The 26,569-nt window shown below is 69.1% G+C and carries 25 protein-coding genes and 2 pseudogenes; 16 read left to right on the top strand and 11 right to left on the bottom strand.

What is annotated here, in order from left to right; translation table 11 throughout:
• Positions 1 to 162: 162 nt before the first annotated feature.
• From QFZ76_RS03815 to QFZ76_RS03805, 3 genes are all read right to left on the bottom strand, one after another.
• The gene (locus QFZ76_RS03815; protein ID WP_307679922.1) at positions 163 to 594 is read right to left on the bottom strand and encodes a hypothetical protein; all 432 of its coding nucleotides are present in this window, start codon (positions 592 to 594) and stop codon (positions 163 to 165) included.
• A gap of 2,019 nt (positions 595 to 2,613) precedes the next feature.
• Positions 2,614 to 3,807, bottom strand: coding sequence for a globin domain-containing protein (locus QFZ76_RS03810; RefSeq protein ID WP_307672344.1), 1,194 nt, complete (start codon positions 3,805 to 3,807; stop codon positions 2,614 to 2,616).
• A 105-nt stretch (positions 3,808 to 3,912) separates the two neighbouring features.
• Positions 3,913 to 4,353: an Rrf2 family transcriptional regulator gene (locus QFZ76_RS03805; protein ID WP_307672343.1), complete on the bottom strand. Its 441-nt coding sequence runs from the start codon at positions 4,351 to 4,353 to the stop codon at positions 3,913 to 3,915.
• Positions 4,354 to 4,499: 146 nt separating this feature from the next.
• On the opposite strand from QFZ76_RS03805, the gene QFZ76_RS03800 reads away from it, so the two are divergent.
• Positions 4,500 to 4,940, top strand: coding sequence for a hypothetical protein (locus tag QFZ76_RS03800; protein ID WP_307672342.1), 441 nt, complete (start codon positions 4,500 to 4,502; stop codon positions 4,938 to 4,940).
• Between the two features lie 71 nt (positions 4,941 to 5,011).
• Positions 5,012 to 5,629 (top strand): TOPRIM nucleotidyl transferase/hydrolase domain-containing protein, encoded by a 618-nt coding sequence (locus tag QFZ76_RS03795; protein WP_307672341.1) that lies wholly within the window; start codon positions 5,012 to 5,014, stop codon positions 5,627 to 5,629.
• 366 nt (positions 5,630 to 5,995) lie between these two features.
• Here the strand turns inward: QFZ76_RS03795 and QFZ76_RS03790 are convergent, their stop codons facing one another.
• A complete protein-coding gene (locus QFZ76_RS03790) occupies positions 5,996 to 7,012 on the bottom strand; it encodes a LacI family DNA-binding transcriptional regulator (protein ID WP_307672340.1) in 1,017 nt (338 codons plus the stop codon).
• Between the two features lie 284 nt (positions 7,013 to 7,296).
• On the opposite strand from QFZ76_RS03790, the gene QFZ76_RS03785 reads away from it, so the two are divergent.
• The 4 genes from QFZ76_RS03785 (at position 7,297) to QFZ76_RS03770 (ending at position 12,225) form a co-directional block, all read left to right on the top strand.
• A complete protein-coding gene (locus tag QFZ76_RS03785) occupies positions 7,297 to 8,610 on the top strand; it encodes an extracellular solute-binding protein (protein ID WP_307672339.1) in 1,314 nt (437 codons plus the stop codon).
• Positions 8,611 to 8,720: 110 nt separating this feature from the next.
• Positions 8,721 to 9,710, top strand: a complete 990-nt coding sequence (locus QFZ76_RS03780; protein WP_307672338.1) for a carbohydrate ABC transporter permease — start codon at positions 8,721 to 8,723, stop codon at positions 9,708 to 9,710.
• A gap of 13 nt (positions 9,711 to 9,723) precedes the next feature.
• Positions 9,724 to 10,665 carry a carbohydrate ABC transporter permease gene (locus QFZ76_RS03775; RefSeq protein ID WP_307672337.1) on the top strand — a complete coding sequence of 314 codons (942 nt, stop codon included), beginning with the start codon at positions 9,724 to 9,726 and terminating at the stop codon, positions 10,663 to 10,665.
• A gap of 96 nt (positions 10,666 to 10,761) precedes the next feature.
• Positions 10,762 to 12,225, top strand: a complete 1,464-nt coding sequence (locus QFZ76_RS03770; protein WP_307672336.1) for a GH1 family beta-glucosidase — start codon at positions 10,762 to 10,764, stop codon at positions 12,223 to 12,225.
• Between the two features lie 184 nt (positions 12,226 to 12,409).
• Here the strand turns inward: QFZ76_RS03770 and QFZ76_RS03765 are convergent, their stop codons facing one another.
• On the bottom strand, positions 12,410 to 12,895 hold the full coding sequence (locus QFZ76_RS03765; protein WP_307672335.1) for a barstar family protein: 486 nt from the start codon (positions 12,893 to 12,895) through the stop codon (positions 12,410 to 12,412).
• A gap of 203 nt (positions 12,896 to 13,098) precedes the next feature.
• Positions 13,099 to 15,012, bottom strand: a complete 1,914-nt coding sequence (locus QFZ76_RS03760; RefSeq protein WP_307672334.1) for a CocE/NonD family hydrolase — start codon at positions 15,010 to 15,012, stop codon at positions 13,099 to 13,101.
• Positions 15,013 to 15,245: 233 nt separating this feature from the next.
• Here QFZ76_RS03760 and QFZ76_RS03755 point away from each other — a divergent pair, with 233 nt between their 5' ends.
• From QFZ76_RS03755 to QFZ76_RS03740, 4 genes are all read left to right on the top strand, one after another.
• The gene (locus tag QFZ76_RS03755) at positions 15,246 to 16,820 is read left to right on the top strand and encodes an AbgT family transporter (protein WP_307672333.1); all 1,575 of its coding nucleotides are present in this window, start codon (positions 15,246 to 15,248) and stop codon (positions 16,818 to 16,820) included.
• Positions 16,821 to 16,841: 21 nt separating this feature from the next.
• Complete coding sequence (locus tag QFZ76_RS03750; RefSeq protein WP_307672332.1) at positions 16,842 to 17,933, top strand: DUF5937 family protein; 1,092 nt, start codon at positions 16,842 to 16,844, stop codon at positions 17,931 to 17,933.
• A gap of 657 nt (positions 17,934 to 18,590) precedes the next feature.
• On the top strand, positions 18,591 to 18,827 hold the full coding sequence (locus QFZ76_RS03745; protein WP_307672331.1) for an XRE family transcriptional regulator: 237 nt from the start codon (positions 18,591 to 18,593) through the stop codon (positions 18,825 to 18,827).
• Positions 18,828 to 19,381: 554 nt separating this feature from the next.
• Complete coding sequence (locus QFZ76_RS03740; RefSeq protein WP_307672330.1) at positions 19,382 to 20,161, top strand: hypothetical protein; 780 nt, start codon at positions 19,382 to 19,384, stop codon at positions 20,159 to 20,161.
• 10 nt (positions 20,162 to 20,171) lie between these two features.
• Here the strand turns inward: QFZ76_RS03740 and QFZ76_RS03735 are convergent.
• A pseudogene (locus QFZ76_RS03735) lies at positions 20,172 to 20,396 on the bottom strand (VanZ family protein); the annotation flags it as partial.
• Positions 20,397 to 20,716: 320 nt separating this feature from the next.
• On the opposite strand from QFZ76_RS03735, the gene QFZ76_RS03730 reads away from it, so the two are divergent.
• Entirely contained in the window at positions 20,717 to 21,136 is a 420-nt protein-coding gene (locus QFZ76_RS03730) for an ATP-binding protein (protein WP_307672329.1), read from the top strand.
• Positions 21,137 to 21,374: 238 nt separating this feature from the next.
• On the opposite strand, the gene QFZ76_RS03725 is transcribed toward QFZ76_RS03730, so the two are convergent.
• Both QFZ76_RS03725 and QFZ76_RS03720 read right to left on the bottom strand, forming a co-directional pair.
• The gene (locus QFZ76_RS03725; RefSeq protein WP_307672328.1) at positions 21,375 to 22,133 is read right to left on the bottom strand and encodes an SDR family NAD(P)-dependent oxidoreductase; all 759 of its coding nucleotides are present in this window, start codon (positions 22,131 to 22,133) and stop codon (positions 21,375 to 21,377) included.
• 148 nt (positions 22,134 to 22,281) lie between these two features.
• Complete coding sequence (locus tag QFZ76_RS03720; RefSeq protein WP_307672327.1) at positions 22,282 to 22,548, bottom strand: Atu4866 domain-containing protein; 267 nt, start codon at positions 22,546 to 22,548, stop codon at positions 22,282 to 22,284.
• 139 nt (positions 22,549 to 22,687) lie between these two features.
• Between QFZ76_RS03720 and QFZ76_RS03715 the strand changes: the two genes are divergently transcribed.
• The 3 genes from QFZ76_RS03715 to QFZ76_RS03705 all read left to right on the top strand — a co-directional run bounded on the left by QFZ76_RS03715 (position 22,688) and on the right by QFZ76_RS03705 (position 24,727).
• The gene (locus QFZ76_RS03715) at positions 22,688 to 23,539 is read left to right on the top strand and encodes a helix-turn-helix domain-containing protein (RefSeq protein WP_307672326.1); all 852 of its coding nucleotides are present in this window, start codon (positions 22,688 to 22,690) and stop codon (positions 23,537 to 23,539) included.
• Positions 23,540 to 23,711: 172 nt separating this feature from the next.
• Entirely contained in the window at positions 23,712 to 24,251 is a 540-nt protein-coding gene (locus QFZ76_RS03710; RefSeq protein ID WP_307672325.1) for a GNAT family N-acetyltransferase, read from the top strand.
• Between the two features lie 80 nt (positions 24,252 to 24,331).
• Positions 24,332 to 24,727 carry an Imm7 family immunity protein gene (locus tag QFZ76_RS03705; RefSeq protein WP_307672324.1) on the top strand — a complete coding sequence of 132 codons (396 nt, stop codon included), beginning with the start codon at positions 24,332 to 24,334 and terminating at the stop codon, positions 24,725 to 24,727.
• Between the two features lie 15 nt (positions 24,728 to 24,742).
• Here QFZ76_RS03705 and QFZ76_RS03700 read toward each other — a convergent pair.
• Both QFZ76_RS03700 and QFZ76_RS03695 read right to left on the bottom strand, forming a co-directional pair.
• Positions 24,743 to 24,879, bottom strand: a pseudogene (locus tag QFZ76_RS03700) (IS5/IS1182 family transposase); the annotation flags it as partial.
• Entirely contained in the window at positions 24,840 to 25,061 is a 222-nt protein-coding gene (locus tag QFZ76_RS03695) for a hypothetical protein (RefSeq protein ID WP_307672323.1), read from the bottom strand. The gene QFZ76_RS03695 and the pseudogene QFZ76_RS03700, both read right to left, overlap by 40 nt.
• Between QFZ76_RS03695 and QFZ76_RS03690 the strand changes: the two genes are divergently transcribed.
• Together QFZ76_RS03690 and QFZ76_RS03685 are read left to right on the top strand one after the other, a co-directional pair.
• Complete coding sequence (locus tag QFZ76_RS03690; RefSeq protein WP_307680378.1) at positions 25,015 to 25,221, top strand: hypothetical protein; 207 nt, start codon at positions 25,015 to 25,017, stop codon at positions 25,219 to 25,221. The genes QFZ76_RS03695 and QFZ76_RS03690 overlap by 47 nt on opposite strands.
• Positions 25,222 to 25,486: 265 nt before the next feature.
• Entirely contained in the window at positions 25,487 to 26,545 is a 1,059-nt protein-coding gene (locus QFZ76_RS03685) for a vWA domain-containing protein (RefSeq protein WP_307672322.1), read from the top strand.
• Positions 26,546 to 26,569: the final 24 nt, after the last annotated feature.

The following is a 26,569-nucleotide window of genomic DNA, read 5'->3' as shown; positions in this document are numbered from 1 at the left end:
CAGGTAATGGTCGAGCTCCAGGCGGGCCTGGCCCTTGGCGATCAGACGCTCGTGCCGGGCGACTTCCTTGCGTCCGTCAGCGTCACCCGAATGGTGCGGCCGATCAGCCCCACCGATGACGAGAGGCCGGGGACTGTGCTGACCGGGGTGCGATGGTGTCGTTCAGGCGGCGGCCAGGGTGGCGGTCCCCAGCGCGACGAGCGCGACCAACTTGACCGACTCGCAGGCCACGTAGACGAGGTGAGCGCGGGAGCGCGGGACGTCCGCTCCGGCCAGGACCCGGTCGGAGCGGCGGTTGAGGACGGGCCGGACCGCGGCCATCTGCACCGCCAGCAGTGCGACGGCGAGGACCGTCAGGACCAGGACCGTCACCGGGGGATCGCCGACGGCGACGGCCGCGACCACCACGACGACCTGGACGACTTCGGCGCGGTTGAGCGCGCGGAAGACGAGGCGGCCGATGCCGAGTCCGATCCGTACGGTCACGTCGGGCGCCCGGAACTTCAGCGGCGCTTCCAGGAAGGAGATGGCCAGCACCATCCCGAGCCAGACGAAAACAGCCGCGGCGGCCACGGCCGCCGAAGTGTCGTTCATACGCGGTACCGTTCCTAAAGACTGAGCGGGGAGTGAGTTCTGTTGCCAGGACTGCTGCTCAGCCGGGTGTCCCGAACGGTGTTGGGCACCCTGGTCGCCCGCTTTCGCTCCACCACCGGGCGGCGCGCATCGTGTGCGCGGTCCGGGAAGGTGGGGGCGGGGTTCCTCACGCCGTCGGGTGTCCGGTCGGGCCTGGGCGGTCCGATGCCCACCACGATCGCTCTGGTCGGGGTGGGGCGGTGTCGTCCGTCGCCGGATCGGGTGTCCGAGGGCGCGTCGCCCGACCGCGATGCTCGCCGCATCGTGCCGGGACGTCTTGCGTCGCGGGGTGGCCAGGGGTTTTTGCCAGTGCTGGGCACCCCACCGGGAGGTGTAGGCCGGGTCGACCGCCACGACGGCCAGGTTCTGTTCGGCGGCCATCGACACCAGCCGGGCCCTGAGCTTGGCGGTGGGGAAGCGGGACAGCAGGCGGCGGAAGCGTGTGTTGCGGCCGTGCTGCTCACGGCTGGTGCCGTCGGTGAAGTCGAGGTCCTCGATGGCGATCGCGGCGGCCCCGCAGCGCCGGGTGTGGTGCAGCAGCCGGGTCAGCGCGTGCCGGAGCTGCGCGTCCCGGTGCTCGGCGGTGCCGGTCAGGTCGTAGAAGAAGCGCCGTGGTTCGCCGACCGGGTTGCCGTGCACATCCAACTGCCAGGCGGCCAGGTGGTCATCGTTCATGTCCACCCCCACCACCCCCCGGGCCAGGGCCGCCTGAAGCGGCAGGACGGGGGCGGCGGCGCGCTGCCAGGACGCGGTCACATACCAGCGGCCACGTGCGGTGTCGTGGTGGATGCGGTAGGCCACCGCCCGGTTCGCGGTGACCCGGTCACACCACTCCTGCCCGCGGTGCTGGAACCGTACGACCGCGTCGAGGAGGTAGCGGCCGTGCGGGGCGTTGGCCAGGTGGACCAGCGGGGCCGGAAGCTTGACCGAGAGCCGGCCGGTGTCGGTGACGCGGATCGTCTCGTTGCCGAACCGCTTGCCCGCCTCCCCGTCGGCGGACAGGAACATCCGCTCCCCCCGCCACCGCTCCCGCCACGCCGCCGCGTCCAGTCCAGCCGCCTCAAGGTGGTGACGGGCGTTCGCGAGACGCTTGCCGCCGCGCACCACCTGCACCCGGCCCGCCGCCCGGTCCGCCTCCACCACCACGAGCCGGTCCTTCAAGCCATGCAGGCGGCGGGACTTGGCATGCCACTCACCACGCGAGGCATAGCCGCGCGCCAGGCCTTCGCGCTTGTCGGCCTTGGCACCCAGCGGCGGGGCCAGCCGCGCCTCGATCAACGCGATCTGCCCGCGAAGCCAGCCCAGATGGGCCGCCTGGCCGCGCCGGGCCAGCGCCCACTGGTCATGGGTGGCCTTGGTGATACTGCCCGCCCACCGCGCCGACGACCTCCCCGTCAGCGCCCGCTTGCGCACCGCCCGCGAGGCCGCATCATGCACCAGCCCCTGCCGGGACCGCTCCGCGAGATCACCCGCCGCCAGCGAACCCAGGAACATCCCCACCTCGGCGAGCACCGCCGCGTCCGACTCCGACACTCGCAGCCGGTCCCGGATCGCCACCCCCGCCGGGCCGGGCACCACGAACGACGCCGCTACCTCCCGCAGTCCGCTCACCCCTTCACCCCCGCCCGGCCGAAGAGCCCCGTCACCGAAGTCAACGAGCAACCTCCGCAAGGGTCACCCATTCGATCCAAGAACTCCCGTTCCCCTGCCGAGTGCGAAGGACCACAGCACAGCCCAGGCCGGTGGAGCCCTGACGCCAGCGGAACAACCGCATCCAGCCCCCGGCACTCACTCACTCTCACCAGAAGTCACTTCTGCTCAGTACACCGGCAGCAGTTCCCAGCCCCTCTCTCGTGTGATCGTTTCCCGTTGCGGCGGGCACGGTTTCCGTGCGCCGTGCGCCGTTCGCTGTTCCCGTATGGCCGCCGAAGTGTCGGCCGGGTCCGCGGGCCCTGTCCCGCCTCCGTGGGGAATCAGTTCCTACTGGCCGAGCCAGAGGTCCGGGCCGAAGACCTCGTAGTGGATCCTCTCGGCAGGCACGCCGCACCGCAGCAGGTCACCACGCACCGCCCGCATGAACGGCAGCGGCCCGCACAGGTAGGCGGTCAGGTCGGCCGGGAGGTGCAGGCTGCTCACGTCGGCTTGGCCGGCCGCGGCCTCTGATGCCTGGTCGCCGGGCACCTCGTACCACAGGTGGTGCCGGGCGTTGGGCAGTGCCCGCACCAGGCCGAGTTGCTCCGCGCGGTGCGCGTGGTCGGCGGGGGAGCGGTCGGCGTGGATCGTGATGACCGGGCGGGTGGAGCCGGTGGAGGCCAGGTGGTCGAGCATGGCCAGCATGGGGGTGTTGCCGATCCCCGCGGACGCCAGCAGGAGTGGGCCGTCGCCCGCGGGCAGGACCAGGTCTCCGAACGGTGCCGACACGGTGAGCGTGTCGCCGGGCTGTGCGTGTTCGTGGAGCCACGTCGAGACCTCGCCGTCCGGCCTCGCCTCGTCGCGGACGCGCTTGACGCTGATACGCCAATTCTGCCGACCGGGGGCGGAGGAGAGGCTGTACTGGCGGATCTGCCGGGCGCCGTCAGGGAGTTCGACCTGGACGCTGACGTACTGGCCCGGTCGGAAGGGGGCAGCCGGGCACCCGTCGGCGGGCCGCAGGAGGAGGGAGACGACATCGGACGTCTCCTGGCGCCGCTCGGCGATCTCCATGCGCTGCCGGACCTCGCCGTCCGCGGCGCCCGCCTCCTGGTACAGGCGCGCCTCGATGGCGATCAGCGCGTTGGCCATGAGCCAGTAGACCTCGTCCCAGGCCGCGGCGACCTCGTCGGTGACCGCGTCGCCGAGCACCTCGGTTATCGCAGCGAAGAGATGGCGGTGGACGATCTTGTACTGGTCGGAGGTGATGCCGAGTGAGGCGTGTTTGTTCGCGATCCGCGCGAGCATCGAGTCGGGGCGGGTGTCGGGCTTCTCCAGCAGCAGGCCCGCGAACGCGGCGATGGAGCCGGCCAGTGCCTTCTGCTGATCCCCGCTGGCCTGGTTGCCGCGGTTGAACAGGTCCCGCAGCAGCTCGGGCTGGGCCTCGAACAGCTTGCGGTAGAACAGCTCGGTGATGTTCCCGATGGCGGCTCCGACCGCCGGAAGGGTGGCCCGGACGACGGGGACAGACTGTTCGGAGAGCACTGGGACTCCTAATAGGTAAGTGATCTTCGCATTTTGAGGCGTGTGTGACCGCACCCCAGGGAGCGTGATGGCCGTGACGGCCGGGGTGGGTGCCAGGGCTTGGCTCTATTCCGCGGGAGGGCCGGCCAGAGCGATCAGCACCGGCCCGGTGGGCGAGGTGACGAGGTCGGCCACGGTCAGCGGATCGAGCGTGGCGTAGAACGCCTCCTGGGCGTCGCGCAGTGCGCGCCGCAGACGGCAGGCCCCGCGCAGGGGACACGGTGGGTCGTCGCAGGAGACGACCTCGCCCTCGCCCTCGAGTTCACGCACCAGCCAGCCCACCGAGGCTCGCCTGCCGAGGCCGGTCAGGGCGAGACCGCCGCCGCGGCCGCGCCGGGCCTCGACCACGCCAAGGTGTTGCAGGCGCGTGATCGCCTTCGCCGTGTGGGTGTGCCGCACGTCCATGGCTTCGGCCACCTCGCGGGTGGTGAGCACCTCGTCGTCGGCGCAGACCGCCAGACGCATGACGGAGCGCAGCGCCAGGTCGGTGAACTTCGTCAGTCTCACAGCCCGGACGCTAGCAAATGCGAATGCTAGATTCCTATTTGATGGATGGTGTGACCGTGTGGAGTGCGTCACGGGCGGCTGCGTCCGGCGTTCCCCCGGCACAGGGCCGGCCCATGCCGGCGACGGAGAAGGCAAGGCGAGATCGGATGGTGGCAGTGACTGTGGCAGACGGCGACTCCCCGGGCCCGGCCGATGGCGCGCCGGTGCCTCGGATTCTGTTCGACACCGAGGCGCTGGAGGCGCTCGGCCCGGCATCGACGGGCGCGGTGTGGAGGCTGTCCGAGCCCGGCCGGCAGATCGACGCCAACATCGTCCGGCTCGTGTCCGAGCAGCGCGTCGAAGCCCATGCCGAGCCGGACCTGGACGTACTCCTGCTGGTCGTGGCGGGAGACGGCACCCTGCTCACCCCGGAGGGACCGCACGCGCTGGGCGAAGGCAGCCTGGTCTGGCTGCCCCACGGCTCCACCCGCGGCCTGGAGGCGGGCGAGCGCGGTATGTCGTACCTGACCGTTCACCGCCGCCGGCCCGGCATGCGGATCCAGTCCGCCGTAAGCCGGGACCGTGGGTCCGGCAGGCCGCGCCCCTGAACCGTGGGCATGCCGAACGGGGCGTCGAATATTCCATGCCCTGGCGGTCGTCGGACGTGCAGACTCGTCCCATGGCGGACATGCGCGCATTCCGGGACGCGGTCGGTCGCTGGGCGGCCGGCGGTCCCGGCGAACCGGCGACTGATCTGGCTGTACAGCTGGGGGTACGGACGGCGGTGCTGTTGGAAGGACCGAGTGACCTCGCGGCCGTCGAGGCGCTGGCCGCACGGCGTGGCCGGGACCTGGCCGCCGAAGGAGTGTGCGTCGTGTCGATGGGTGGGGCGATGAGCGTCGGCCGCTACGCCGGCCTTCTGGGCCCACCCGGTCTTGGTCTGCGCCTGGCAGGACTGTGCGACGAGCGCGAGCAGCCCTTCTACGAACGCGGCCTGAAACGGGCCCGGGCGCCGCACCGGGGCTTCTTCGTGTGTGTGGCCGACCTGGAGGACGAGCTCATCCGCGCGTTGGGCACGGCGCGGGTCGAGGAGATCATCCGCGCGGAGGGCGACCTGCGGGCCTGGCAGACCTTCCTGCACCAGCCCGCACAGCACGGTCGGCCCCGGCACCAGCAGTTGCGGCGCTTCCTCGGCACGAAGAAGGGCCGCAAGATCCGCTACGGCCGTCTCCTGGTGGAGACGCTCGACCTTGGGCAGGTACCGGCCCCGCTCGACGACCTCGTCACGAGCCTGTGACCGACGCCCGAAAGGGTGTTCATGGCCGCTTCGGGCGCTCTGTTCCGCCGTCCGTCGACGTGGCCGACTGGCGCTGCCGACGGCCGTCTGCAGGCGACTGTGATGCGATGCGAGGGCGGGGCCTCCCGCTCCGGCCAGGTGCAGACGATGCCCGGTCAAGGAACGTGCGAACTCGTCCACGGGTGGGGGACCTTGATGGCCGTGAACCAGCCCGCGCCGAGCCGCAGTGCGCCGGATTGGACCTGTCCCCGCAGCCACTCGGTGCGGTTGGGATGACGCCGTGGGCAACAGCATCTGGGCCGGCCCTGCCGCGGACGCGTGTCGAGGCAACGCGCTCCGCCTGAACCACCAGCACCCCTCACCGGCTCATGACGATTCACGCACGACGAGCTCGGTGGGAAGCGTGACATGCCGACGCGGTGACTCGGGATCGCCGATCTCCTCCATCAGGATGTGGGCGATCATGCTGCCGATCTCCTCGACGGGCTGACGCACGGTGGTGAGGGGCGGATTGCTGTGCCGGGCGATGATGGAGTCGTCGAATCCGACCACCGCCACCTCGTCGGGGACGCCCCTCCCCTGCCTGCGCAGCTCCACCAGCGCCCCGGCCGCCATGACGTCCGAGGCGACGAACACGGCGTCGAGCTCGGGGACTTGTTCAATGAGTGAACGCATCGCGGCCTCGCCGCCCTCCTCGGTGAAGTCGCCCGAGGCCACGAGTCGGTCCGTGGCCTCGTGCCCCGCCTTCTCCAGGGTCTCGCGCCAGCCCTGGAGCCGGCTGCGCGCCACGTCCATGTCGAGGGGGCCGCTGATGGTGGCGACGGTCCGCCGCCCCCGCGCGAGGAGGTGGCTGACGGCCGTCGCGGCCCCGCCCGCGTTGTCGGAGTGCACGTGGCTGAGCGACTCGTCGGGGGAGCGGCGCCCGGCGAGCACCGTGGGCAGCCCCATGTCCTCCAGCAGCCCCGGCAGTGGATCGTGCTCGTGCACCGAGACCAGGAGCACTCCGTCGACGCGCCGCTCCGCCACCGACTCGGTGAGCTGGTCACGCTCGGCCTGGTCGCGTACGAGCATCAGTTGGAGCTGGGTCCGGGTCTCTGCGAGGGCGGTGCTGACCCCGCGGATCACCGCCGAGAAGTAGGGCTCGGAGCCCAGTCTGCTCTCCGACTCGGGGATGACCAGGGCCACGGAGTTCGTCCTGCTCGTCACCAGCCCCCGGGCAACCGAGTTGGGTACGTAGTTCAGCTCGGCGATGGCGGCGAGGACGGCGGCCCTGGCTTTGTCACTGACGAGCTCCGAGCCGTTGATGACTCGTGAAACCGTGGTGCGTCCGACGCCGGCGCGCGCGGCCACGGTCTTGATGGTCGGGCGTTGCCTGCCCCCCATGACGCCTCCCTCGCATCCGCGCTGCCCAGACGGCTTTCACCTGCGCATTGTGCCAGACCGCCGCGGCGCGTCCGCAGGGTCTGATCTCGAGGGCGGGACATCTTCCCGCAACGAAGTGGATTCAACTTCTTGACAGACACCTTTCGCGGCGGCCAGGCTTCGGGCTCCTGAGTGGGCACGTTCCCATCGCCGTTTGGGAACGTTCCCACCGGACAAATGGGGCCTGCGGAGCGGACCGTGGGGCTCGAACTCCGGTGCGTCAGCGCCGCCGCTAGGAGGACGAAATGGACAAGTTCCGAAGGAAGTTGCGTACGAGAGTCTTGGCCGCCGTGTCGGCCGCGTCGGCTCTCGGGCTGGTCGTGGGCTGCGGGGGCAGCAGCGACGGGGGGACCGGCGGGGGGAAGAAGGACGGCAAGGTCACCATCACCATGGGGCTGTTCGGCGTCATGGGCTTCAAGGAGACCGGTCTGCTCGACAAGTACATGAAGGAACACCCGAACGTCGTCATCAAGGCGGACGTCGCGGGCGACGAGCAGACCTACTACACCGCCCTGCAGACCCACTTGGCCGCCGGCAGCGGACTGAAGGACATCCAGGGCATAGAAATTGGTAGGGCCAAGGAACTGTCCGACACCCAGAAGGACAAGTTCGTCGATCTGGCCGGCGTGGCCGGGACGGACCACTTCCTTCCGTGGAAGCAGAGCCAGGTCACCACCGCGGACAAGAAGGTCATCGGCCTCGGCACCGACATCGGCCCGATGGCGGTCTGCTACCGCAAGGACCTCTTCGAGCAGGCCGGCCTGCCCACCAACCGCGACGAGGTCGCCAAGCTGTGGGACGGCGACTGGTCGAAGTACGTCGCCACGGGCAAGCGGTTCAAGCAGAACTCGAAGGCCGACAAGGTCGCCTACATGGACAGCTCCAGCGGACTGTTCAACGCCATGATCTACGGCAACTCCCAGCAGTTCTACGACAAGCAGGGCGAGCTGATCTACAAGACCAACCCTGTCGTGAAGGACGCGTGGAAGCTGGCCTCCGAGGCGGCCACGTCCGATCTCACCGCGAAGCTCCGCCAGTTCCAGCCCGGTTGGGACCCCGGCCTGGCCAACAGCACCTTCGCCACCACCGTCTGCCCGGCATGGATGCTCGCCCACATCAGCGAGAAGGCGGGCCCGAAGAACAAGGGCAAGTGGGACGTCGCCAAGGCACCCAAGGGCGCCAACTGGGGCGGAGCGTTCCTCGGCGTGATGGACAAGAGCCCTGTCAAGAAAGAGGCGCAGGAGCTCGTGGCCTGGCTCACCGCCCCCGAGCAGCAGGCCTACCTCTTCAAGGAGATCGGCAACTTCCCCTCGTCGCAGACCGCGTTGTCCCTGCCCGAAGTGGTCGATGCCAAGTCGGACTACTTCAGTGGCGCGCCCATCGGCAAGATCTTCAGCGCCGCGGCCCAGGAGATCCCCGACGAGCAGGTGCTCGGCCGTAAGGACGGCACCATCAAGGACATCTTCTCGCAGGGTCTGACCTTGATCGAGGCGCAGAACAAGAGCCCGAACGAGGCATGGAAGACCACTGACACGCGCATCGAGAAGGCCGCCGGCTGACCGAGGGCCCTGTTGCCCATCTCCGCAGCAGCTCGGCGCCCCATGCACTGCCTGTCTGGGCCGCCGGGCCCCTGCTCGCCTCTCTCACCCTCCAGGAAGGACGCCTTCCGGTGGCCATCTCCACCTCGACACCCCCACACGGTGCGGCCGGCACCGCCCCGCCGGCCGGGACCGGCGGGGACCGTCAGCGGCGCCGTACGCTGCTGCACCGCATCGACCTCCGGGGCGCCCCGTACGCCTTCGTCGCCCCGTTCTTCATCGTCTTCGCCGCCTTCAGCTTCTACCCGCTCATCTACACCTCGTGGATCTCGCTGCACCGCGTCGAACTGTCGACCCTGAACCTCATGGAGTGGGTCGGCTTCGACAACTACACGGCCCTGTGGGACGACGACCGCTTCTGGAACGCGCTGCTCAACACCATCACCATCGGCGTCCTGTCGACCGTGCCGCAGCTGCTGATGGCGCTCGGGCTGGCACACCTGCTCAACTACCGGCTGCGCGGCTCGACGTTCTTCCGCGTCGCCGCCCTGACCCCGTACGCCACTTCGGTGGGCGCCGCGGCCCTCGTGTTCACGATGCTCTTCGAACGCGACTTCGGCATGATCAACTGGATGCTGAGCCTGGTGGGTGTCGACAACATCGACTGGGAGAACAACAAGTGGGCCGCACAGACGGCGATTTCCTCGATCGTCATCTGGCGCTGGACCGGCTACAACGCCCTGCTCTATCTCGCCGCGATGCAGGCGATCCCTCGCGACCGGTACGAAGCCGCGGCCATCGACGGCGCCTCGCGGTGGCAGCAGTTCCTGACGGTCACCGTCCCCGGCATCCGCTCCACCATCGTGTTCACCATCGTCCTGTCCACGATCGGCGCCACCCAGCTCTTCGGTGAGCCCCTGATCTTCGGCCAGGGTCCCAACGGCATCACCGGGGGAGCGGACAACCAGTACCAGACGCTGGGTCTGCTGCTGTACGAGGAGGGCTGGAAGAACTACCAGATGGGCCGGGCCGCCACGGTCGCCTGGGCGATGTTCCTCGTGCTCATCCTCGTGTTCGTCGTCCAACGAGTCGTCAAGCGCGTCCTGGCGCGCAAGGCCTGACCGGGAGGTTTCCATGACCACAGACAGCATCCCGGTCCGGACGGCGGACGCGCGCCCCGGGACCGAGCGCAACGCCCGCAAGACCACCCCGTCCGGCCGACGACGCCGAGGACTGTTCCGGCACCCGGGCGCCGGACGACAGCACCACGCGGGTCCCGTCGCCTACATCCTCCTGGGAATCGCGGCGCTGTTCTCGCTCTTCCCGCTCTACTGGACGATGGTGGCGGCGTCGACCGACAACACGCGTGTCACCCAGACGCCTCCGCCGTTCCTGCCGGGACCCCACCTGCTGGAGAACCTCGGCAAGGCCTGGCAGGACGCCGCGCTGGGCAAGGCCATGCTCAACAGCCTGATCGTGGCCGGCGTGATCGCCCTGTCCACGGTGCTGTTCGCCACCCTCGCCGGCTTCGCGTTCGCCAAACTCCGCTTCAAAGGCCGCAACATCCTGCTGATGCTGGTGATCGGCACGATGATGGTGCCGCCGCAGCTCGGCGTCGTACCGCTGTTCATGATGATGACCGAACTGGGCTGGGGCCAGAAGCTGCCCGCCGTCATCTTCCCCACGCTCGTCAGCGCCGTCGGCGTGTTCTTCATGCGGCAGTACCTGTCCGAGGCGTTGCCCGACGAACTCGTCGAGGCCGGGCGCGTGGACGGTGCGCACTCCCTGCGCATCTTCTGGAGCATCGTGCTGCCGATCGCCCGGCCTCCCATGGCCGTGCTGTTCATGATCACGTTCGTGCACGCCTGGAACGACTTCTTCTGGCCTTTCATCGTGCTCGACATGACCAATCCGACGGTGCCCGTCGCCCTCACCCAGCTCAGCGCGGGATACGTGCGTGACCAGTCGCTGATCATGGCGGGCGCGCTCCTCGGCACGCTGCCCCTGCTCGCCCTGTTCATCGTCTTCGGCCGTCAGATCGTCGGCGGCATCATGCAGGGAGCGGTCAAGGGATGAGCACCCTGCCGTTCCCCCGATGCCGAGGCCCATCGACGCCGGCCACCCCGCTTCGCCGCTCTCGCCCCGCCTAGCAGTCCATCTGGAAGGACCCACGTGACCACCACCGCAGCCCGACCTGTCGCGCCCGCCCCGGAGAACACCGCCGCCCTCAGGTTCCCGCAGGGATTCACCTGGGGCACGGCGACCGCCGCGTACCAGATCGAGGGCGCCGCCGCCGAGGACGGACGCACCCCTTCCATCTGGGACACCTACTCGCACACGCCCGGCAGAGTGCGCAACGGCGACACGGGTGACGTCGCCACCGACCACTACCACCGCTGGCGCGAAGACATCGCGATCATGGCCGATCTGGGCGTCAGCGCCTACCGGTTCTCCGTGTCGTGGCCGCGCGTGCAGCCGACCGGCCGGGGCCCGGCCGTCGAGAAGGGACTCGACTTCTACCGCGCCCTGACCGACGCACTGCTGGAGAAGGGCATCGAACCGGTCGTCACCCTCTACCACTGGGACCTGCCGCAGGAGCTGGAGGACGCGGGCGGCTGGCCGGAGCGCGCCACCGCAGACCGGTTCGCCGACTACGCGACGCTGGCGGCCCGCGCGCTGGGGGACCGGGTGAAGACCTGGATCACCCTCAACGAGCCCTGGTGCAGCGCCTTCCTCGGATACGGCTCGGGTGTCCACGCGCCCGGGCGCACCGACCCGGTCGCGGCCCTGCGCGCGGCGCACCACCTCAACCTCGCCCACGGCAAGGCCGTCTCTGCGCTGCGCGCCGAACTGCCCGCCCGGGCGCAGGCGTCCATCACGCTCAACATCCACCACGTCCGCGCGCTGACCGAGGCCGCCGAGGACCTCGACGCGGCCCGCCGGATCGACGCACTGGCCAACCGCGTCTTCACCGGCCCTGTGCTCGAAGGCCAGTACCCCCAGGATCTCCTCCAGGACACGGCGAGCCTGACCGACTGGTCCTTCGTACGGGACGGCGACACCGCCACGATCCACCAGCCGCTGGACTTCCTGGGCGTCAACTACTACACACCCACGCTCGTTTCCGCCGCCACCGGCGAGGCCAGCCACGGCTCCGACGGCCACGGGCAGAGCGAGCACAGCCCCTGGCCGGGCGCCGACAAGGTCGCCTTCCACCGTCCTCCGGGCCGTACGACCGCGATGGGCTGGGCGGTCGACCCCAGCGGCCTGTACGACCTGCTGATGCGACTGAAGGCAGATTTCCCCGCGATGCCTCTGATGATTACCGAGAACGGGGCCGCGTTCGACGATTACGTGAACCCGCAGGGCGAGGTGGCCGACCCCGAACGCATCGACTACCTCCACGGCCATCTGTCGGCCGTGCACCGAGCGATCGGCGCCGGCGCCGACGTGAGGGGCTACTTCCTGTGGTCCCTGCTGGACAACTTCGAATGGGGCTACGGCTACAGCAAGCGCTTCGGTGCCGTCTACGTCGACTACCCGACCGGCAAGCGCATCCCCAAAGCCAGCGCGCGGTGGTACGCCGACGTGGCCCGCACCGGCATTGTGCCGGAGGGGAGCGGCGGGAACCGCTGAGCAAGGGGGAGTGCCGCATGGCCGGCCGGGCCGCTGGGGCCCTCGCCACGGAGCGGTCTCCGAGCGGCAGCGCCACTGTCGCTCGGAGACGCTCCGCGTCGGCCTTCGCCTGATCCAACTCGCGGCGTAACCGGTCACCGGTCACGGGGCCGGTGAGCCTTGGTGCCCCGGGCCACGGCACAGTTCAGGCGACGGTCCAGTCGTGCAGCTGTCGGGCGAGCAGGGCAACGCCGAGTGCTCCGGAGCCGGCATCGCGGACGAGCACCACGGCCGACTTGGGCGGATGGTCGAGCCGCCGCCCGTTGAGGAACAGATACGCCTCCGTGGCGTGCGGGCGGTCCGCAGGCTGCCACAGCCCCGCGTCGGAGTCTGGACGCGCGGCTTTGAAAGTTTTCGCCGGTGAAGGCGGCGGGCGGGGTGTGGTCCAGCAGTAGGACGAAGTGCAGAGCGAACGGCGGACGGTCCTCGTACGGGATGCCGTCGGCGTCGAGCTGGAAGTTCGCGGCCCAGGCCGCCTGACAGAGAACCGAGACGAACAGTCCCAGGAACTCCGCGCCGAGAGGTCGTCGGCGTTGTCGATCAGGATGGCGACATCTCGGTTGCCGTGCCCGGGGCCGTGCCAGTCGTGGAGGCAGTCCACCAGCGCGTCCCAGTTGGGTCGTTGCACCATCTGTGCTGACCTCCTGAGCACCTCGGTCAGGGCCGCGATGCTGTGGTCTCCACAGGGGAACATCCCCTCGAGCAGTTCCGGGCCGGTCGCGAAACGTCGCGCCGTCACAGCGTGTCACTCCCGGCCGTAACCCGGGTGCTGCCCGCCATAAACCGATCGCTCCAGCTGATCCCTGGGGCAGCCCGGCTGCACCGGCTGTCCGGCTAGGGGAACGCGTCCGCTCCTCGTTCCAGCCACACTCGAAGGTGGGAGGGGTGCTCGGCATCCATGTGTACGGTGTTCGCGGCTATGGCGGTCCGGCGGGCTGTTGCCTCCGGTTCGCCGGTGTTGGTGTTGATGTCGAAACGGGGGAAGTTGCTGGAGGAGACGTCGAGCCGGATGCGGTGGCCGGCGGCGAAGCGGTTGGCCGTGTCGGGGGCGATGACCTCGATCTCGTACACCGTGCCCGGAGTGAGCAACTCCGGCTTCTCGTAGGAACGGTGGAAGCGGCAGCGAGCGATGCCGTCGGTGAGGTTCATGGCGTAGCCGTGCGGATAGTCGGCGTTGGGCGGGTGGACGTCGATCAGCTTGATGGTGAAGTCGGTGTCCGGGGCCGTGGTGGAGATGTGGAGCCTTGCCGACACGGGGCCGGCCAGCACCACGTCATGCTTGAGTGGCGGGGTGCTCAGGCTGATGACGTCCGGGCGGGAGTCCAGCGGCAGGTACGGTGCGCGCGCCCCGTACACCCGGCCGTCCGGGGCGTTCTGGTCGTACGCCCCGCCCGTCATCACCGGTTCGCCCGAGGTGACTTGGCCTCCCATGGTGGGGACCGGCCGGCGCGGGTCGAAGTCGTAGGTCACCGACGCGGCGGCCACGGTGGGCGGGGAGAGGGCGAGGGCGCCTGCGGCGGTGAAGTACAGGGAGACCGGGGCCGTCGACGCCGGCGGCCACTGGGCGTCGGTGCGCCATGCGCCGCCGTGCCGCATCCGCCCGGCCGCATCCCTTCGGCCGTCGCCGCCGCCCATCAGGAAGTACTGGACGGCGGGGAGGTCTCCGCTCTCCGGATTCCCCTCGTCCTCCCGGCCCAGCGCCCGGTCGAACCAGCGGCGGCGGAACTCCAGGTACGACGGGGCGAGGTTGCCGTCCAAGGTCGCCCGCGGTCCGAAGTCCACGTCTCCGGCGTACGTCTCGCAGCGGTGCCCGTGTGTCCACGGGCCCATGACCATGTAGGAAGGTGCCGACTTCAGCTCCCGCAGGGCGGTGAAGTTCTCGATGGTGGAGCGGACGTAGGGGTCGTACCAGCTGCCCATGTGCAGGCTCGGCGCGTCCGGGAAGCGCCCGTAGAAGCCCCGCCCGTAGATCGCCGGGTTGCGGTAATAGTCCCCGAAGGTGTCCTGGCGCCACTGCTGCAGCAGGAAGTCCTCGTACGCCGGCAGGTGCCGCAGCGGCGTGCAGCCCGGCCGCCACGGCATCGCACCGAACCAGCCCCTCGCGTCGACCCGCAGCAGCTGCTCGGCCAGCACAGGGTCCGCCGCTGCCTCCGGACTCTGCACCGCATGCCGCAGCGCCCAGGTCACCTGCTTCAGCTCGAAGGCGCCGCCCATCCGCATCCCCGCGTCGTACGCGCAGGAGAATCCGCCCGAGTCCTGGAACATGGCGGCCAGTCCCGTCGCCCCCTCGGCGGCTGCGGCTGCCTGGACATGGGCGGAGTAGGACACCCCCGTCATCACGACCCTGCCGTCACACCACGGCTGGTTCCTGAGCCAGGCGATCGTGTCCGCCCCGTCCGGGCCCTCGCCGAGGTACTTCACGAACGTTCCCTCGGAGTCGCCGCGGCCCCGGCAGTCCTGCCGTACGACGTGGTACTGGGCGTCGGTGAAGTGCCGGGCGATGTCCTCGGGTTGCGGGACCGGCGCGTCGCTGTGGTCCTGGTCCGAGCCGCGCTGCCTGCGCCGGCCGTACGGGGTGCGCTCGAGGAGCACGGGAAGCGCGGTCGCCTTCGGTTCGGGTGAGGCGGAGTACAGGTCGGCGGCGAGATGGATGCCGTCCCGCATGGGGATGCGCAGGGTGCGGCGCCACAGGGCGCCGTCCTGGAGGGGTTCGGGCCGGCAGGTGTGGGAGGTGTCGTACGAGGTCATTCCCGTGACGCTAAGCAGTGGCTCACCTCATGGCGATCACTTGACGTCATCAGGTCAACTGTTCCGTCGGACGGTGACGGGATCGGACACGGGACCTACTGTGCAGCGCAACCCGGCAACACGCCACGTACCTCGCGACGGATCGTGCACGGTTCCGGGTCCCTGGTTTCCCACACAACGCTCGCCACGCGGCCGCGTCGTGCCCTCGTTCACCGTCCTCACAGGAGGCCGCCATGACCACACCTGCCCAACGCCCTCAGGAGGTGCAGGCCCCGGAGCCCGACGAGGGGGGCCGTGGCTCCAGGCTCCTCGACCTGGTCGAGCGCGCGGGAAACGCACTGCCGCATCCGTTCTGGCTGTTCTGGATCCTGTGCGGGGTGGTCGCCCTCGTCAGCTCGGCGCTGAACGCCTCCGGCCTGCGGGTCGAGGACCCCTCCTCGGGTGACCTGGTCGGCGTACGCAGCGCTCTGTCGGCGGACGCCGTACGGGACCTGATCACCGGCGCCGAGGAATCCTTCGTCACCTTCGGCCCACTCGGCACCGTGCTCATGGTGATGCTGGGTGTCGCGGTCGCCGAGCGGTCGGGACTCTTCGAGGCACTGGCCCGCCGCATGCTGTCCGGCCTGTCCCCGCGCAAGGTCGTCCTGGGCGTGGCCCTGGGCGGCGTACTGGGCAAGTTCCTGTCCGACTCCGCGTACGTGGTCCTCATCCCGCTCGGGGCGGTGGCCTTCCGCGCCGTGGGCCGCTCTCCCCTGCTCGGCATGATCGTCGCGTTCGTCTCCATCAACGCCGCGGGCGACGCCAACCCGCTGATCGCGCCCGGGGACGCGCTGTTCGCCTCCGTGGCCACCGAGGCCGCGCAGCTCGTCGACAAGGACGTGGTGGTCCGCGCGACGGACAACATGTACTTCACCACCGTCTCGGCGTTCGTGCTGGCCGGCACCATCGCCCTGGTCGTGGACAAGATCCTCGCCAAACGCGAGCATCATCTGACCCCCGACGCGGACCTGGAGGCCGCCGCGGCACAGCGGGTCGTCGCCGCGGAGATCGACGACGCCACCGAGGTGCGGGCCCTGAAACTGACCGGTCTGGTCGTGCTCGGCTACGCCGCGCTGATCGTGCTCACGATGCTGCCCGCCTCCTCACCACTGCGCGGCGAGGGGGGCGCGATCGTGGAGTCCACCTTCATGAACGCCATCGCCGTCTTCCTCACCGTCTTCTTCCTGCTGATCGGCGCCGTGTACGGGCGGCTCACCGGGCGGATCAGGGGGAGCCGCGCGATACCGGAGTTCATGGCCGAGGGAGTGCGCTCCATCGCACCGCTGTTGGTGCTCTTCTTCGCCGTGTCGCAGTTCCTCGCCCTGTTCAAGTGGACCAACATCGCCACGGTCGTCGCCGTCGAAGGCGCGGACTTCCTCAAGCAGCTGGGCGCGCCCACGCTGGTGCTGTTCTCGCTGCTGATCGTCGCGGTCGCCCTGATGAACCTCCTCATCACCTCCGGCTCCGCCCTGTGGACGCTGGTGGCCCCGGCACTGGTGCCGATGCTGATGCTGCTCGGCACCAGTCCGGCCACCACCATGGCGCTCTACCGCATCGCCGACTCCTGCACGAACTCCATCACCCCGATGAGTACTTCGTTCATGCTCTGTGTCGGCTACCTGCAGACCCTGCGTCGCAAGGCCGGCATCGGCACCCTGGTCTCCTTCACCCTGCCCCTCGCCATGATCATGCTGGTGGTCTGGGTACTGCTGTTCTTCGCCTGGTACCTGCTGGGCATCCCGCTCGGCCCGGGCGCACCCGTACGGTGAACTCCGCCGTACGCTGACGGCGTGAGCATCGTCCTCGACCTCGGAGGGCTCGGCCCCGCGGACCTCGCGGTCGGGCCCTCCGCGCTGTCGGAACTGATGGCGAGCCTGCACGTGCTCGCCGAACCCGAGCACCACCCGGAGGCCGCCGGCTGGACGGCCCGCGCCGCCGCGGCGGGACCCGAACTGCGCGACGAGTTGTCCGTGTTCGCTCCGCTGTGGGCACGCTTCCGCTGCCGCCTGTTCTTTCCCCGTACCGTGCCGCTCACGGCGAACCTGGACGAAGAACTGGCAGCAATAGGGGAGTTGCAGAAGGGGGACTTCCTCGAGCTGGTGGCGCCCGGAGTCCTCGGCACCAGCGCGCAGCCCGTGCCGCAGGCCCGCGAGCTGCGGCCCGGCACCGCCGCCGCGGAGGACTACACACGCCGCTGTCTGCGCCGCTCCTACGCCCGCGGTGAGCTGGCGCGGCAGCTGGTGGCGGCACCGCTGGAGCTGCGGAACCGGCTGCTGGAGGTGCTGCGGGCCGCCGACACCGCCTTCTTCGCCGAGGACTGGCGCACCCTGCGGCCGGCCCTGGAGGACCACGCGCGGGAGGTACGTCGCCGGCTGACGGCCCGGCCGCCCGCGGAGGTACTAGCCGAACTGCTGCCGACCGCGGCCCGGGTAGGGCCGGGGGAGCGGATACGGCTGGACAAGCTGCAGATCGACGAAGTGAAGGTGGCTCCGCGCCCCCTCGTCCTCGTCCCGTCCGCGCGGGTGTGGCCGCATCTGACCGTCAAGAACGAGCACCCGTCGTGCGTGGTGGTGCAGTACGCGGCGCGTGGCGCAGCCCCGGCCGGACAGCTGACCCTGCGGGATCTGCACCACCGGCTGATGGCGCTGACCTCGCCCGCCCGGATGGAGCTGTGCCGCCATCTGCTGGGCGAGCCCATCACCACCTCGGAACTCGCCGCCCGGCTGGGCTCCAGCGAACCACAGGTCTCCCGCGCCCTGCGCACCCTGCGCGACGCGGGCCTGGTGTGCTCCACCCGAGACGGCAAACTGGTGCGGCACCGGCTCGCCACGGACGTCATCCAGCGACTGGGCCACGATGTCCTCGCAACCGTGGCACGGTGAACCGACGAGGAAAGCACTGGCCGTCTCCGGCGCCCCGGCGAGCGGATCCTGGAAGAGGCAGACCACCGGGTCGCGGGCATCGGCGTCGACCGGGTGGCCACCTGTCCGCCGGCCCTCATCGACCCCGGCTCCGACACCGGCATGATCTCCGGCGCGGGTCATCATCCGCCGCCCGGAGAGGTGCTCCCGCTGTACACCGACGATCTGGTCGAACACCGCCGGACGGACATCGATGCCTCACTGCGGCGCTGTTCTGGTGCACGGACTCACCGAAGACGACGTGACCCTGTCGCCGCCGGCCTGCGGGCCGCACCACTCGGGCTGGGGGACGGCGGGACAAGCTTCCCGCAGCCTCTGTCCGACTCCGCGGGTGAGATGCGCGAGGTCCACGGCAGGGAAGTTGGCCAGGTGGCGTGCGAGCAGTGGCCGACCTCCCGCCTCAGAGCTTCCTTGCGCCCCACCGGTCCGTGTTGTGGTGGTTGCCCGGGGTGGTGCCTACTGCCGCGCGGAGAGCTTCGCTTCGAGCCGGTTCAGTGTGCGGGTCAGGATGCGGGAGACGTGCATCTGGTGATCCCGAGGTCCTCACCGCCGTGCCTCAGAGTCACGCATGCAGGTGAGGGCGGCTATAAGTCGGATAGTTTAGGGCAGGTGAAACAAATGGCCGAACTTTCACAGCTGTTGCAACAGACCATGCGACGCAGGCACCTGAACGCAGAGGACCTCGCCGACCGTACGGGCATTCGCACCCCGCGGATCCGCGTCTTCGCCGCGGACGGAGCCCACGGTCCCGTGCGGCCCACCCCGGAGGAACTGTCGGAGCTCGCCGAGGCTCTGGCACTGCCCTTGCGGGATGTCCAGGAAGCTGCCCGCACCGCTGCACCGGCGCCGGCCTGACGGCTGCCGCGGGACTCCCCGTCACGACGCAGGCCCGAGACCTCGGGCGTGGCGAATTCGGGACCTGATCACTTTCCCCCGGCCGGGTTGGCCGGGGCGGCAGCCGCATGGCCCTGCTGCCCCAGCCACCGTCATGACGCCGAGGCCGACTGCCTGCGGCATGAAGGCGAGGCGCTCCAGCGCGGCCCGCGCACATGCCCCGCAGGCCCGCTACGTCCCAAGGCTGCGTCATGCAACCAGTGATGCAGGACATCAGGCTCTGCCCGGCTGGGCAGAACACCGCAAGGACATGATCCGCCCCGTGCGCTGCCTCTGCTGGGCCGGTCGCCCGGCCAGGCAGCTGCGTGTGCGCAAAGGATGGAGGTTCGCCGGGCCAGGAAGACTAGAGTGAGCGAGCCCCCTACACAGCGCCGTGCCGGGGTCGGTTGAGGACGCGGGGTGGGGGAGAACTCCTGTGAACGATCAGGACCGGGGCGGCGGGAAGATGCTGGCCGGTCTGCTGGCCTCGAGCAAGCTGATACCCCTGGAGTGGTTGCCGGCCAAGACGGTCGAGCATGCGGCGTCCGCAGGTTTCGCAGGCGTTGATCTATCTGGCGGACCTGCAGCGCGAGACGCTGCACCTGCTGACCGGGCAGGGACTGGACGCCGCAGGTGAGCCCGGCGGTGAGGAAGCCGGGATCAAGATCGAGGGCACGCTGCCGGGCCGGGCCTACCAGTACGGGCAGATACTGCACGGTGGCCGCTCGGATCCGGAAGAACAGCAGTGGTGGGTGCCGTTGCTCAACGGCACCGAGCGCCTGGGCGTACTGCGCCTCACCACGCAGGCGGACGACGCGCGCACGCGCGAGAACATGGAACTGTTGGCCTCCCTGCTCGCACTGATCATCGTGAGCAAACGGCAGAGCAGCGACTCCTATGCCCGGCTGATGCGCACCGAACCGCTGAACATCGCCGCCGAGATGCAATGGCACCTGATGCCGCCTCCCACCTACGCCGACAGCCGCGTGGCGATCTCCGCCGCGATGGAGCCTGCGCACCACGTCAGCGGCGACGCCTATGACTACGCCACCGCCGGCTCGGTGGTGCACGTCTCGATCTTCGACGCGATGGGCCACGACACCGCTGCCGGCCTGACCGCGGCCCTGGCCATGGGGACTTGCCGCAACACACGCCACCACGCCGACGGACTGCCCGTCCCCGAAACCCTGCGCCGCCTCATCCACACACTCCGCGACTACCACGACGGCCAGCTCCAGGACGATGCCACCATCCTGATCTGCCGATGGCTCGGTCCCGCCGATGCCCCCGTGGCAGACGAGACGGACCGCACCTGAAGCAGCCCCTCTATCCGTCTGTCGGCGGGCCCTCAGTCGGCGGCAATGGCCGATCGTTGGGTGAAGCGGTGCCACCAGTGGCGGCGCCCGGGTACAGGGCGCGGCTCAGTTGACGACCGATCAGCAGGTAGCCCAGCAAGGCGCCCGACGTGTTGAGCAGGACGTCGTCGACGTCGAAGGCCCGCCCGGTGATCACGGCGCGCTGGACGAGTTCGACCAGCAGCATCACCAGCGCCATCACGCCGACGTGGTCAGAATGCTGCACCGGTAGTGCGACGACCGCGCCTTGACCCTGGAATGGCGACGCGTCCTGGTCCCCAATGCATTCGTCGTCGAGCTCCCACCGGAATCACACCAGCAACTGTCCAGCTCATCCCGGCGGAGGGGAACGAGGTCAGGCCGGCCCCGTCAAGTCGCCCGCACGCCTGCGGGTTGGCGATCACCCTCCAGGGGCATCAGGACTGGGCAGGACCGGCCGCCCAAGATATGGCGCGGCCCCGGCGAGCGGCCAGGCCGCGGGCATGCCGGGTGTCCTAGGAGGGGAAGTGATCCGCCATGCGTACGCATCGGCGTACCCATCGGCGTTCCGTACGAGTGGAGTATCTGCTGCCCGATGAGGCCACCTCGGCCGGACTGGCGCGGAGGCTGACCTCAGCGTTTCTCGCCCGGCCTCGCCACCGGATGGCGCCGGTGCATGCCGAGCAGATCGACGACGCGACGCTCATCGTGTCCGAACTGGTCGCCAACGCCACCCGGCACGGCCACGGTGGCTGCCGCCTGCGCCTGCGGGTGAGCGATGGGCAGGTGACAGTCGAGGTCTCCGACGACAGCCCGGCCCGGCCCCGCCTGCGGCCACCCGCGGCCGATGCCGAGAGCGGGCGGGGCCTGGCCATGGTGCGGTGCCTGGCCGAGCGCTTCGACGTCACTCCGGTCACCGGGGGCGGCAAGCGGGTACGCGCGGTCCTGGCCGTCTGACGCTGCACCCGCGTCCGGTCGACCGCCGAGGGAATCGCCGCGCTCCTGGAAGACGAAGCAACCGTCAACGTACTGGGCCGGCAGGAGCGACAGGTGGAGCTCATGCCCCGCCCCCGCCTACGAGCCGACCCCCGGCGAGCAGGCGCAGATCCTCGGCAAGGTCGTCGGCATGCTCCGCCTGCTCCAGAACTGCGCGGCCTTCACGACAGGCCGCCTGGACGTCGTACCGTCCGGCTGCTCAGTGCGCGGTGAGTCCGCCGTCGACCACAAGCTCCGAACCGGTGACGAACGAGGAGTCGTCGCAGGCGAGGAAGAGGATTGCGGGTGCGACCTCGTCGGCGCGGCCGGCTCGGCGCATGGGGGTGCGTCGGATGTCCGGCTGCTGGTCGCCCTGGTCGTCCAGGAGTTCCTGAATCATCGGCGTGGCGATCACCCCGGGATGCACCGAGTTGATCCGCACCCCCTGCCGGGCGTACTCGACCGCGGCGGTCTTGCTCAACAGGCGTATCGCGCCCTTGGACGCTTGGTAAGCCGCGGCCGCGCCGCTTCCCACCAGGCCGAGCACCGACGACGTATTGATCACCGACGCGTTGCCGCTCGCACGCAGGAGCGGCATCGCCGCCTTCATGCCGAGCCATGTGCCCTTCTGGTTCACGTCGATGACGCGGTCCCAAGCCTCCTCCCGCGTTTCCTCGATACCCGGCCAGTCCAGGATGCCGGCGAGGTTCACGAGCACGTCCAGCGTTCCGAACCGGTCCCGTACGCCGGTGATCACTTCGTCCCACTCCCGCGCGGAGGAGACATCGAGGCGGGCAGCGAGGACCTCCACGCCGTGGGCCTCGATCCGATGAGCCAAGTCCCTCAGGGGGTCTCCGGCGACATCAGTGATCACTATCCGGGCGCCTTCGCGGGCGAAGAGTTCGGCGGTTGCTGTGCCGAGGCCGCCGGTCGCGCCAGTGATCAGCGCGACCTTGCCGTCAAGTCGTTGTCCTGGCATGGAAATTTCCTTTGATTCTCGCTGATGCTGACTGCTGTGTCGGGCTTCTCTTTGCCGCCGATCTCGCCGATCTCGCCGATCTCGCTGCTCGCTGCGGTGACCAGGAGGACCTTGGCGCGTGACCAGGAGGACGTTGGCGCGGCCTCCGTTACGGCGACTTCTGCTCCCGGTAGAGCACGAGGTGCTCGTGGTAGAGCACTCCGTCCCGGATGTCGCCCGTCGCGGTGAACCCGGTGTCGTCGATGTAGTCCAGGTGGCTGCCGGTCACCGTGTACCGGCCCGTGTACGCGCTGCGCCGCTCGCCGCGGGCTTCGTTGTAGCGGCCGTCCGGCAGCAGCTCCTGGCGGATGTGACCGTCCGCGGTCACCCACATCCCGACCACGTCGACGTGGTCGCTCTCAGCGGTCCCGGCCATGGCGGACTCCTCTCCTCGGTTGGTGCGGTCCTTCCCGCTCCACCGAGTCTGGGCAGGTCGGCGGCCATCAACCAGGACGTGTGCTGCCTGGGTGTGGCACACCCAGGCAGCACACCGGACCGCCGCCTAGCCTGAACTCATGGACGACAACCACCTGGGAGACTTCCTGCGCTCACGCCGTGCCGGCCTGCGGCCGGAGGACGTCGGCATGGCGAGCTACGGGGCCCGCAGAGTCGCTGGACTGCGCCGCGAGGAGGTCGCCGTCCTGGCCGGAGTGAACGCCGACTACTACACCCGCCTGGAACAAGGGCGCGAGCGCAACCCCTCACCCCAGGTACTCGAAGCGCTCAGCCGTGCGCTGCGCCTCGACGCGGATACCCGCGCGCACCTGTACCGGCTGGCCGGGGCCGCACCGAGCGACCGGCCTGCCGTTCACGCCGCCGAGCGGGTCAGTCCCGCTCTGCGCCAATTGATGGACGGCTACCCGAACACACCGGTGTTCGTCATGAGCCGGACTCTGGACCTCCTCGCCGCCAACGCCCTGGCCGACGCCCTCTACGCCCCATTCGAACCGGCGGACAACCTGGCCCGCATGACCTTCCTCGACCCCGCGGGCCGGCACTTCTACTCAGATTGGAACCGGGCGGCCCAGGCCACCGTCGCCAATCTGCGCCAGGCGGCCGGCTTCGACCCGGACAACCCACGGCTGCGCGAACTCGTCCGCACCCTCACCGAGCACAGCACGGACTTCACCCGCCTCTGGAACGCCCACACCGTGCGCGGCAAGACCCAGGACGCCAAGCAATTCCTCCACCCTGACGTCGGCCCCCTCACCCTCACCTACCAGGCCTTCGACGTACGCGACGCCCCCGGCCAGCAACTCGTCATCTACCACGCCGAACCAGGCAGCCCCAGCGCCCAGGCCCTCAATCTCCTCGGCTCCATCCACGCCACCCGGCGCCAGGCCGAACCCTGGCCCCACCCCTACTGAGTCGACGCACATGGAGATCGGCGACAATGGTGCAACAGCAATCTTCACCTTGGCGTGGATTGTTTACAGAAGTGATTCTTCTGAGGTGCTAGGTGCTGTTTGGGGTGGTTTGGGTCCAGGTGGAGTTAAGCGTTTCCGTTCGGTTGGTTTGACCACCTGTTAGCGTGCGCGGGTGGATGATCTGGGACCCGTGGCTTGGCCGCCTGAGCCGATCAGGACCGAGAGGCTCGTGCTCCGAGAGCCCGAGACCCGGGACCGTGCGGCGTTCATCGAGCTGCTCGCCTCGCCAGAGGTGCACACCTACCTCGGCGGCCCTCGGCCGCGTGACGAGCTTGAGCGCGAGATGTCCGGGGCGCCCGAGCGGTGGCCCGGGAGCTTCGTCGTTGATCTCGACGGGTCGATGATCGGCCAGATCCTGCTCAGGAGAGCAACGGAGCACCGTCGCCCGGCGGCCGTGGGGAAGACCGATCTTGGCTACATGTTCCTGCCGCGGGCGTGGGGGTTCGGGTACGCCGCCGAGGCGTGCGCGGCGGCACTCGGCTGGCTCGCCGGCGCGCTGCCCGGCGAGCCGGTGGTGCTCGCCACCCAGACCGCCAACGTCGGCTCGATGCGTCTCGCGGCGAAGCTGGGGTTCACTGAGGTAGAGCGGTTCGAGGCCTGGGGCGCCGAGCAGTGGCTCGGCATGTGGTCCCCGGTCACGCCGTCCAGTTGAGTCTGTGACCTCTAAGGCGTGTCCGGCGGACCATGCTGCGATCGGCACGGTGAAGCAGGCCATCTCACTACGATCACGGGATGTTTGAGTACCACGGTTGGATCACGGTCAGGGAGACAGCAGCTGATGACGACGATGAGTCCCGTCTGCGGCAGATTGTCGATGAGCTTCGGCTTCGCATCGCCCAGATGGACAGCCCGTACTTGCTTGACCTCAGGTGGATGAACGGCCAGCCGTTCATCCACCTCGGCGGCTACTCCAATCACCGCTCCTCGCCGGATGTTGTCGAACTGTTCGAGCATGTGGCCGTAGTTGCCCCTGGTTCCTACGGGCTCCTCCACGTTCGCGATGACGAAGAACCGGACCACGAAAACGAGGTACGCGTGCTCAGGCTCGTTCGGGGCGTGGTCACGCAGCACACGGCGGCGCTGCTGTCTCCGTGCATCCCGACGGTGGAAGATGCCTTCACCGACTGAGGCGTCTCCGGCGAATCACGCTCGGAGCCAGAGCTGATCGTGGCCACCGTGACGGTGCCGTGGAAGACGTAGGCCCGCTTGTCGTAGCGGGTCGCGACGGCGCGAAAGCTCTTCAGGCGGTTGATCGTCCGCTCGACCTCGTTGCGGTAGCGGCGGCGTGCCACCAGCCGGGCGGGGATGCGCTAGTGATCTCGGCGGTGGGTTGGTCGGGATGGAGCCCGAGTCGTCGTAGTGCATCTGGGTGGACGCGGACGTTGAACCAGCCGTGCCAGTGGCCGTCAGGACCGATGCTGCAGGACAAGTCCCAACGGATTTCGTCCGGGCCGAACGGCATCCAGTCGATGCCGCGGTCGCGCAGTCAAGCGCGTGCGGCCGCCATCGGGTGGAGGCGGCCGAGGTTTTCGTATGCCGCGATGGTGATCAAGTCGGTGCTCGGCGTGTCCATAGCGACCATGATGCTGAGCGATCGTGCGGGTGTCATAGCCATTCGTTGAGAACGGCGATGAGGATGGTGGCCTCGTAGCGGACAGCAAGCTTGTCACGGCGAGTGGCCACCGTCCGGTGCCGCTTGAGCGAGGATCGGGGCCACGCCGCCGCCGGTGACCAACTTGATCGGCAGGTTGGGGAACGGTCGTGGGCATCTCCTGGATGCCGGACACAGCACTGACGAAGCCAGGTGATTGAGCGTCAACTCGGTTGTCAGTGCCTCCCCATAGAGTGGAGACATCGCTCGGGGAGCCTCGGAGGGGGAGCAGAAGCATGTCCGCAAACAAGATCCAGCACAAGGTGAATCACGTCGCGCTGGTAGTGGACTGTTCGGGTTCAATGCGTCCGCACCAGAGTCAACTCATTCGCGTTGTGGACGAGTTCGTGGCGGGGTTGAAGGCCGAATCGGACAGCCTCGGCCACGAAACCCGGATCAGCCTCTACTCCTTCGACCATAGGGTGGAGAACCTGGTTTGGGACATGGACGTGAAGCATCTGCCGTCCATGCGAGGGCTGTACCAGGTCAACAATGGCGCTACGGCTCTCATTGAGGCTTCTCTGAAGTCCCTGGACGACCTGGGCCATATCTGGGAGGAATACGGCGAGCACAGCTTCCTCCAGATCGTGGTGACGGACGGCGAGGAGAACGCCTCCGGCGGCGATCGGCGGCACGACGGCGACATGGCCATCCTCGGCCCCTGGCTCGACAGGATCACTGCGAAGATGAGCGGGCTTCCGGGCCACTGGACCTCCGCGATCCTCGTTCCGAACTCCCTGGCCAAGCGGACCGCCCAGAACTACGGTTTCCCGGCCGGAAACATCGCCATCTGGGATGCGGATTCCCAGAAGGGCGTCGAGGAGGCGATCGGCACCGTGCGCGCTGCCGCCACGAGCTTCCTCCGCGGACGAGAGCAGGGGGTGCGCGGCACGAAGAACCTGTTCGCCGTCGGTCAGGACATATCGGTTGACGAGGTGCGGGCGAAGCTCGAACCGATTCCGGCCGACAAGTACCGGCTCCTGAAAGTTGACAAGGAGGTCGAGATTCGCCCCTTCGTCGATTCACATCCGGGCGTGACGTACGAACGTGGTTCGTGTTACTACCAGCTGGGCGCTCGGGCTCAGGTTCAGCAGAACAAGGAAGTCATCGTGGTTGAGAAGGACACCGACCGCGCCTATACGGGCGACGCGGCGCGCAGCCTTTTGTTCGGTACGGGTGTCCAGGGAACCGTCTCCGTGAAGGCGGGGAACAACCCCAAGCTGGAGGTGTACGTACAAAGTCGTTCGGTGAATAGGAAGCTCAAGCCGAAGACGCGTCTGCTCATCATGCTCTGAAATCAAAGAGCGACGAGCGGGGGA

The sequence above is a fragment of the Streptomyces sp. V4I2 genome (genome assembly GCF_030817655.1).
GTDB lineage: Bacteria > Actinomycetota > Actinomycetes > Streptomycetales > Streptomycetaceae > Streptomyces > Streptomyces plumbiresistens.
Note: the sequence above shows the minus strand (reverse complement) of the source record. Positions and strands in the feature narration are given on the sequence as shown.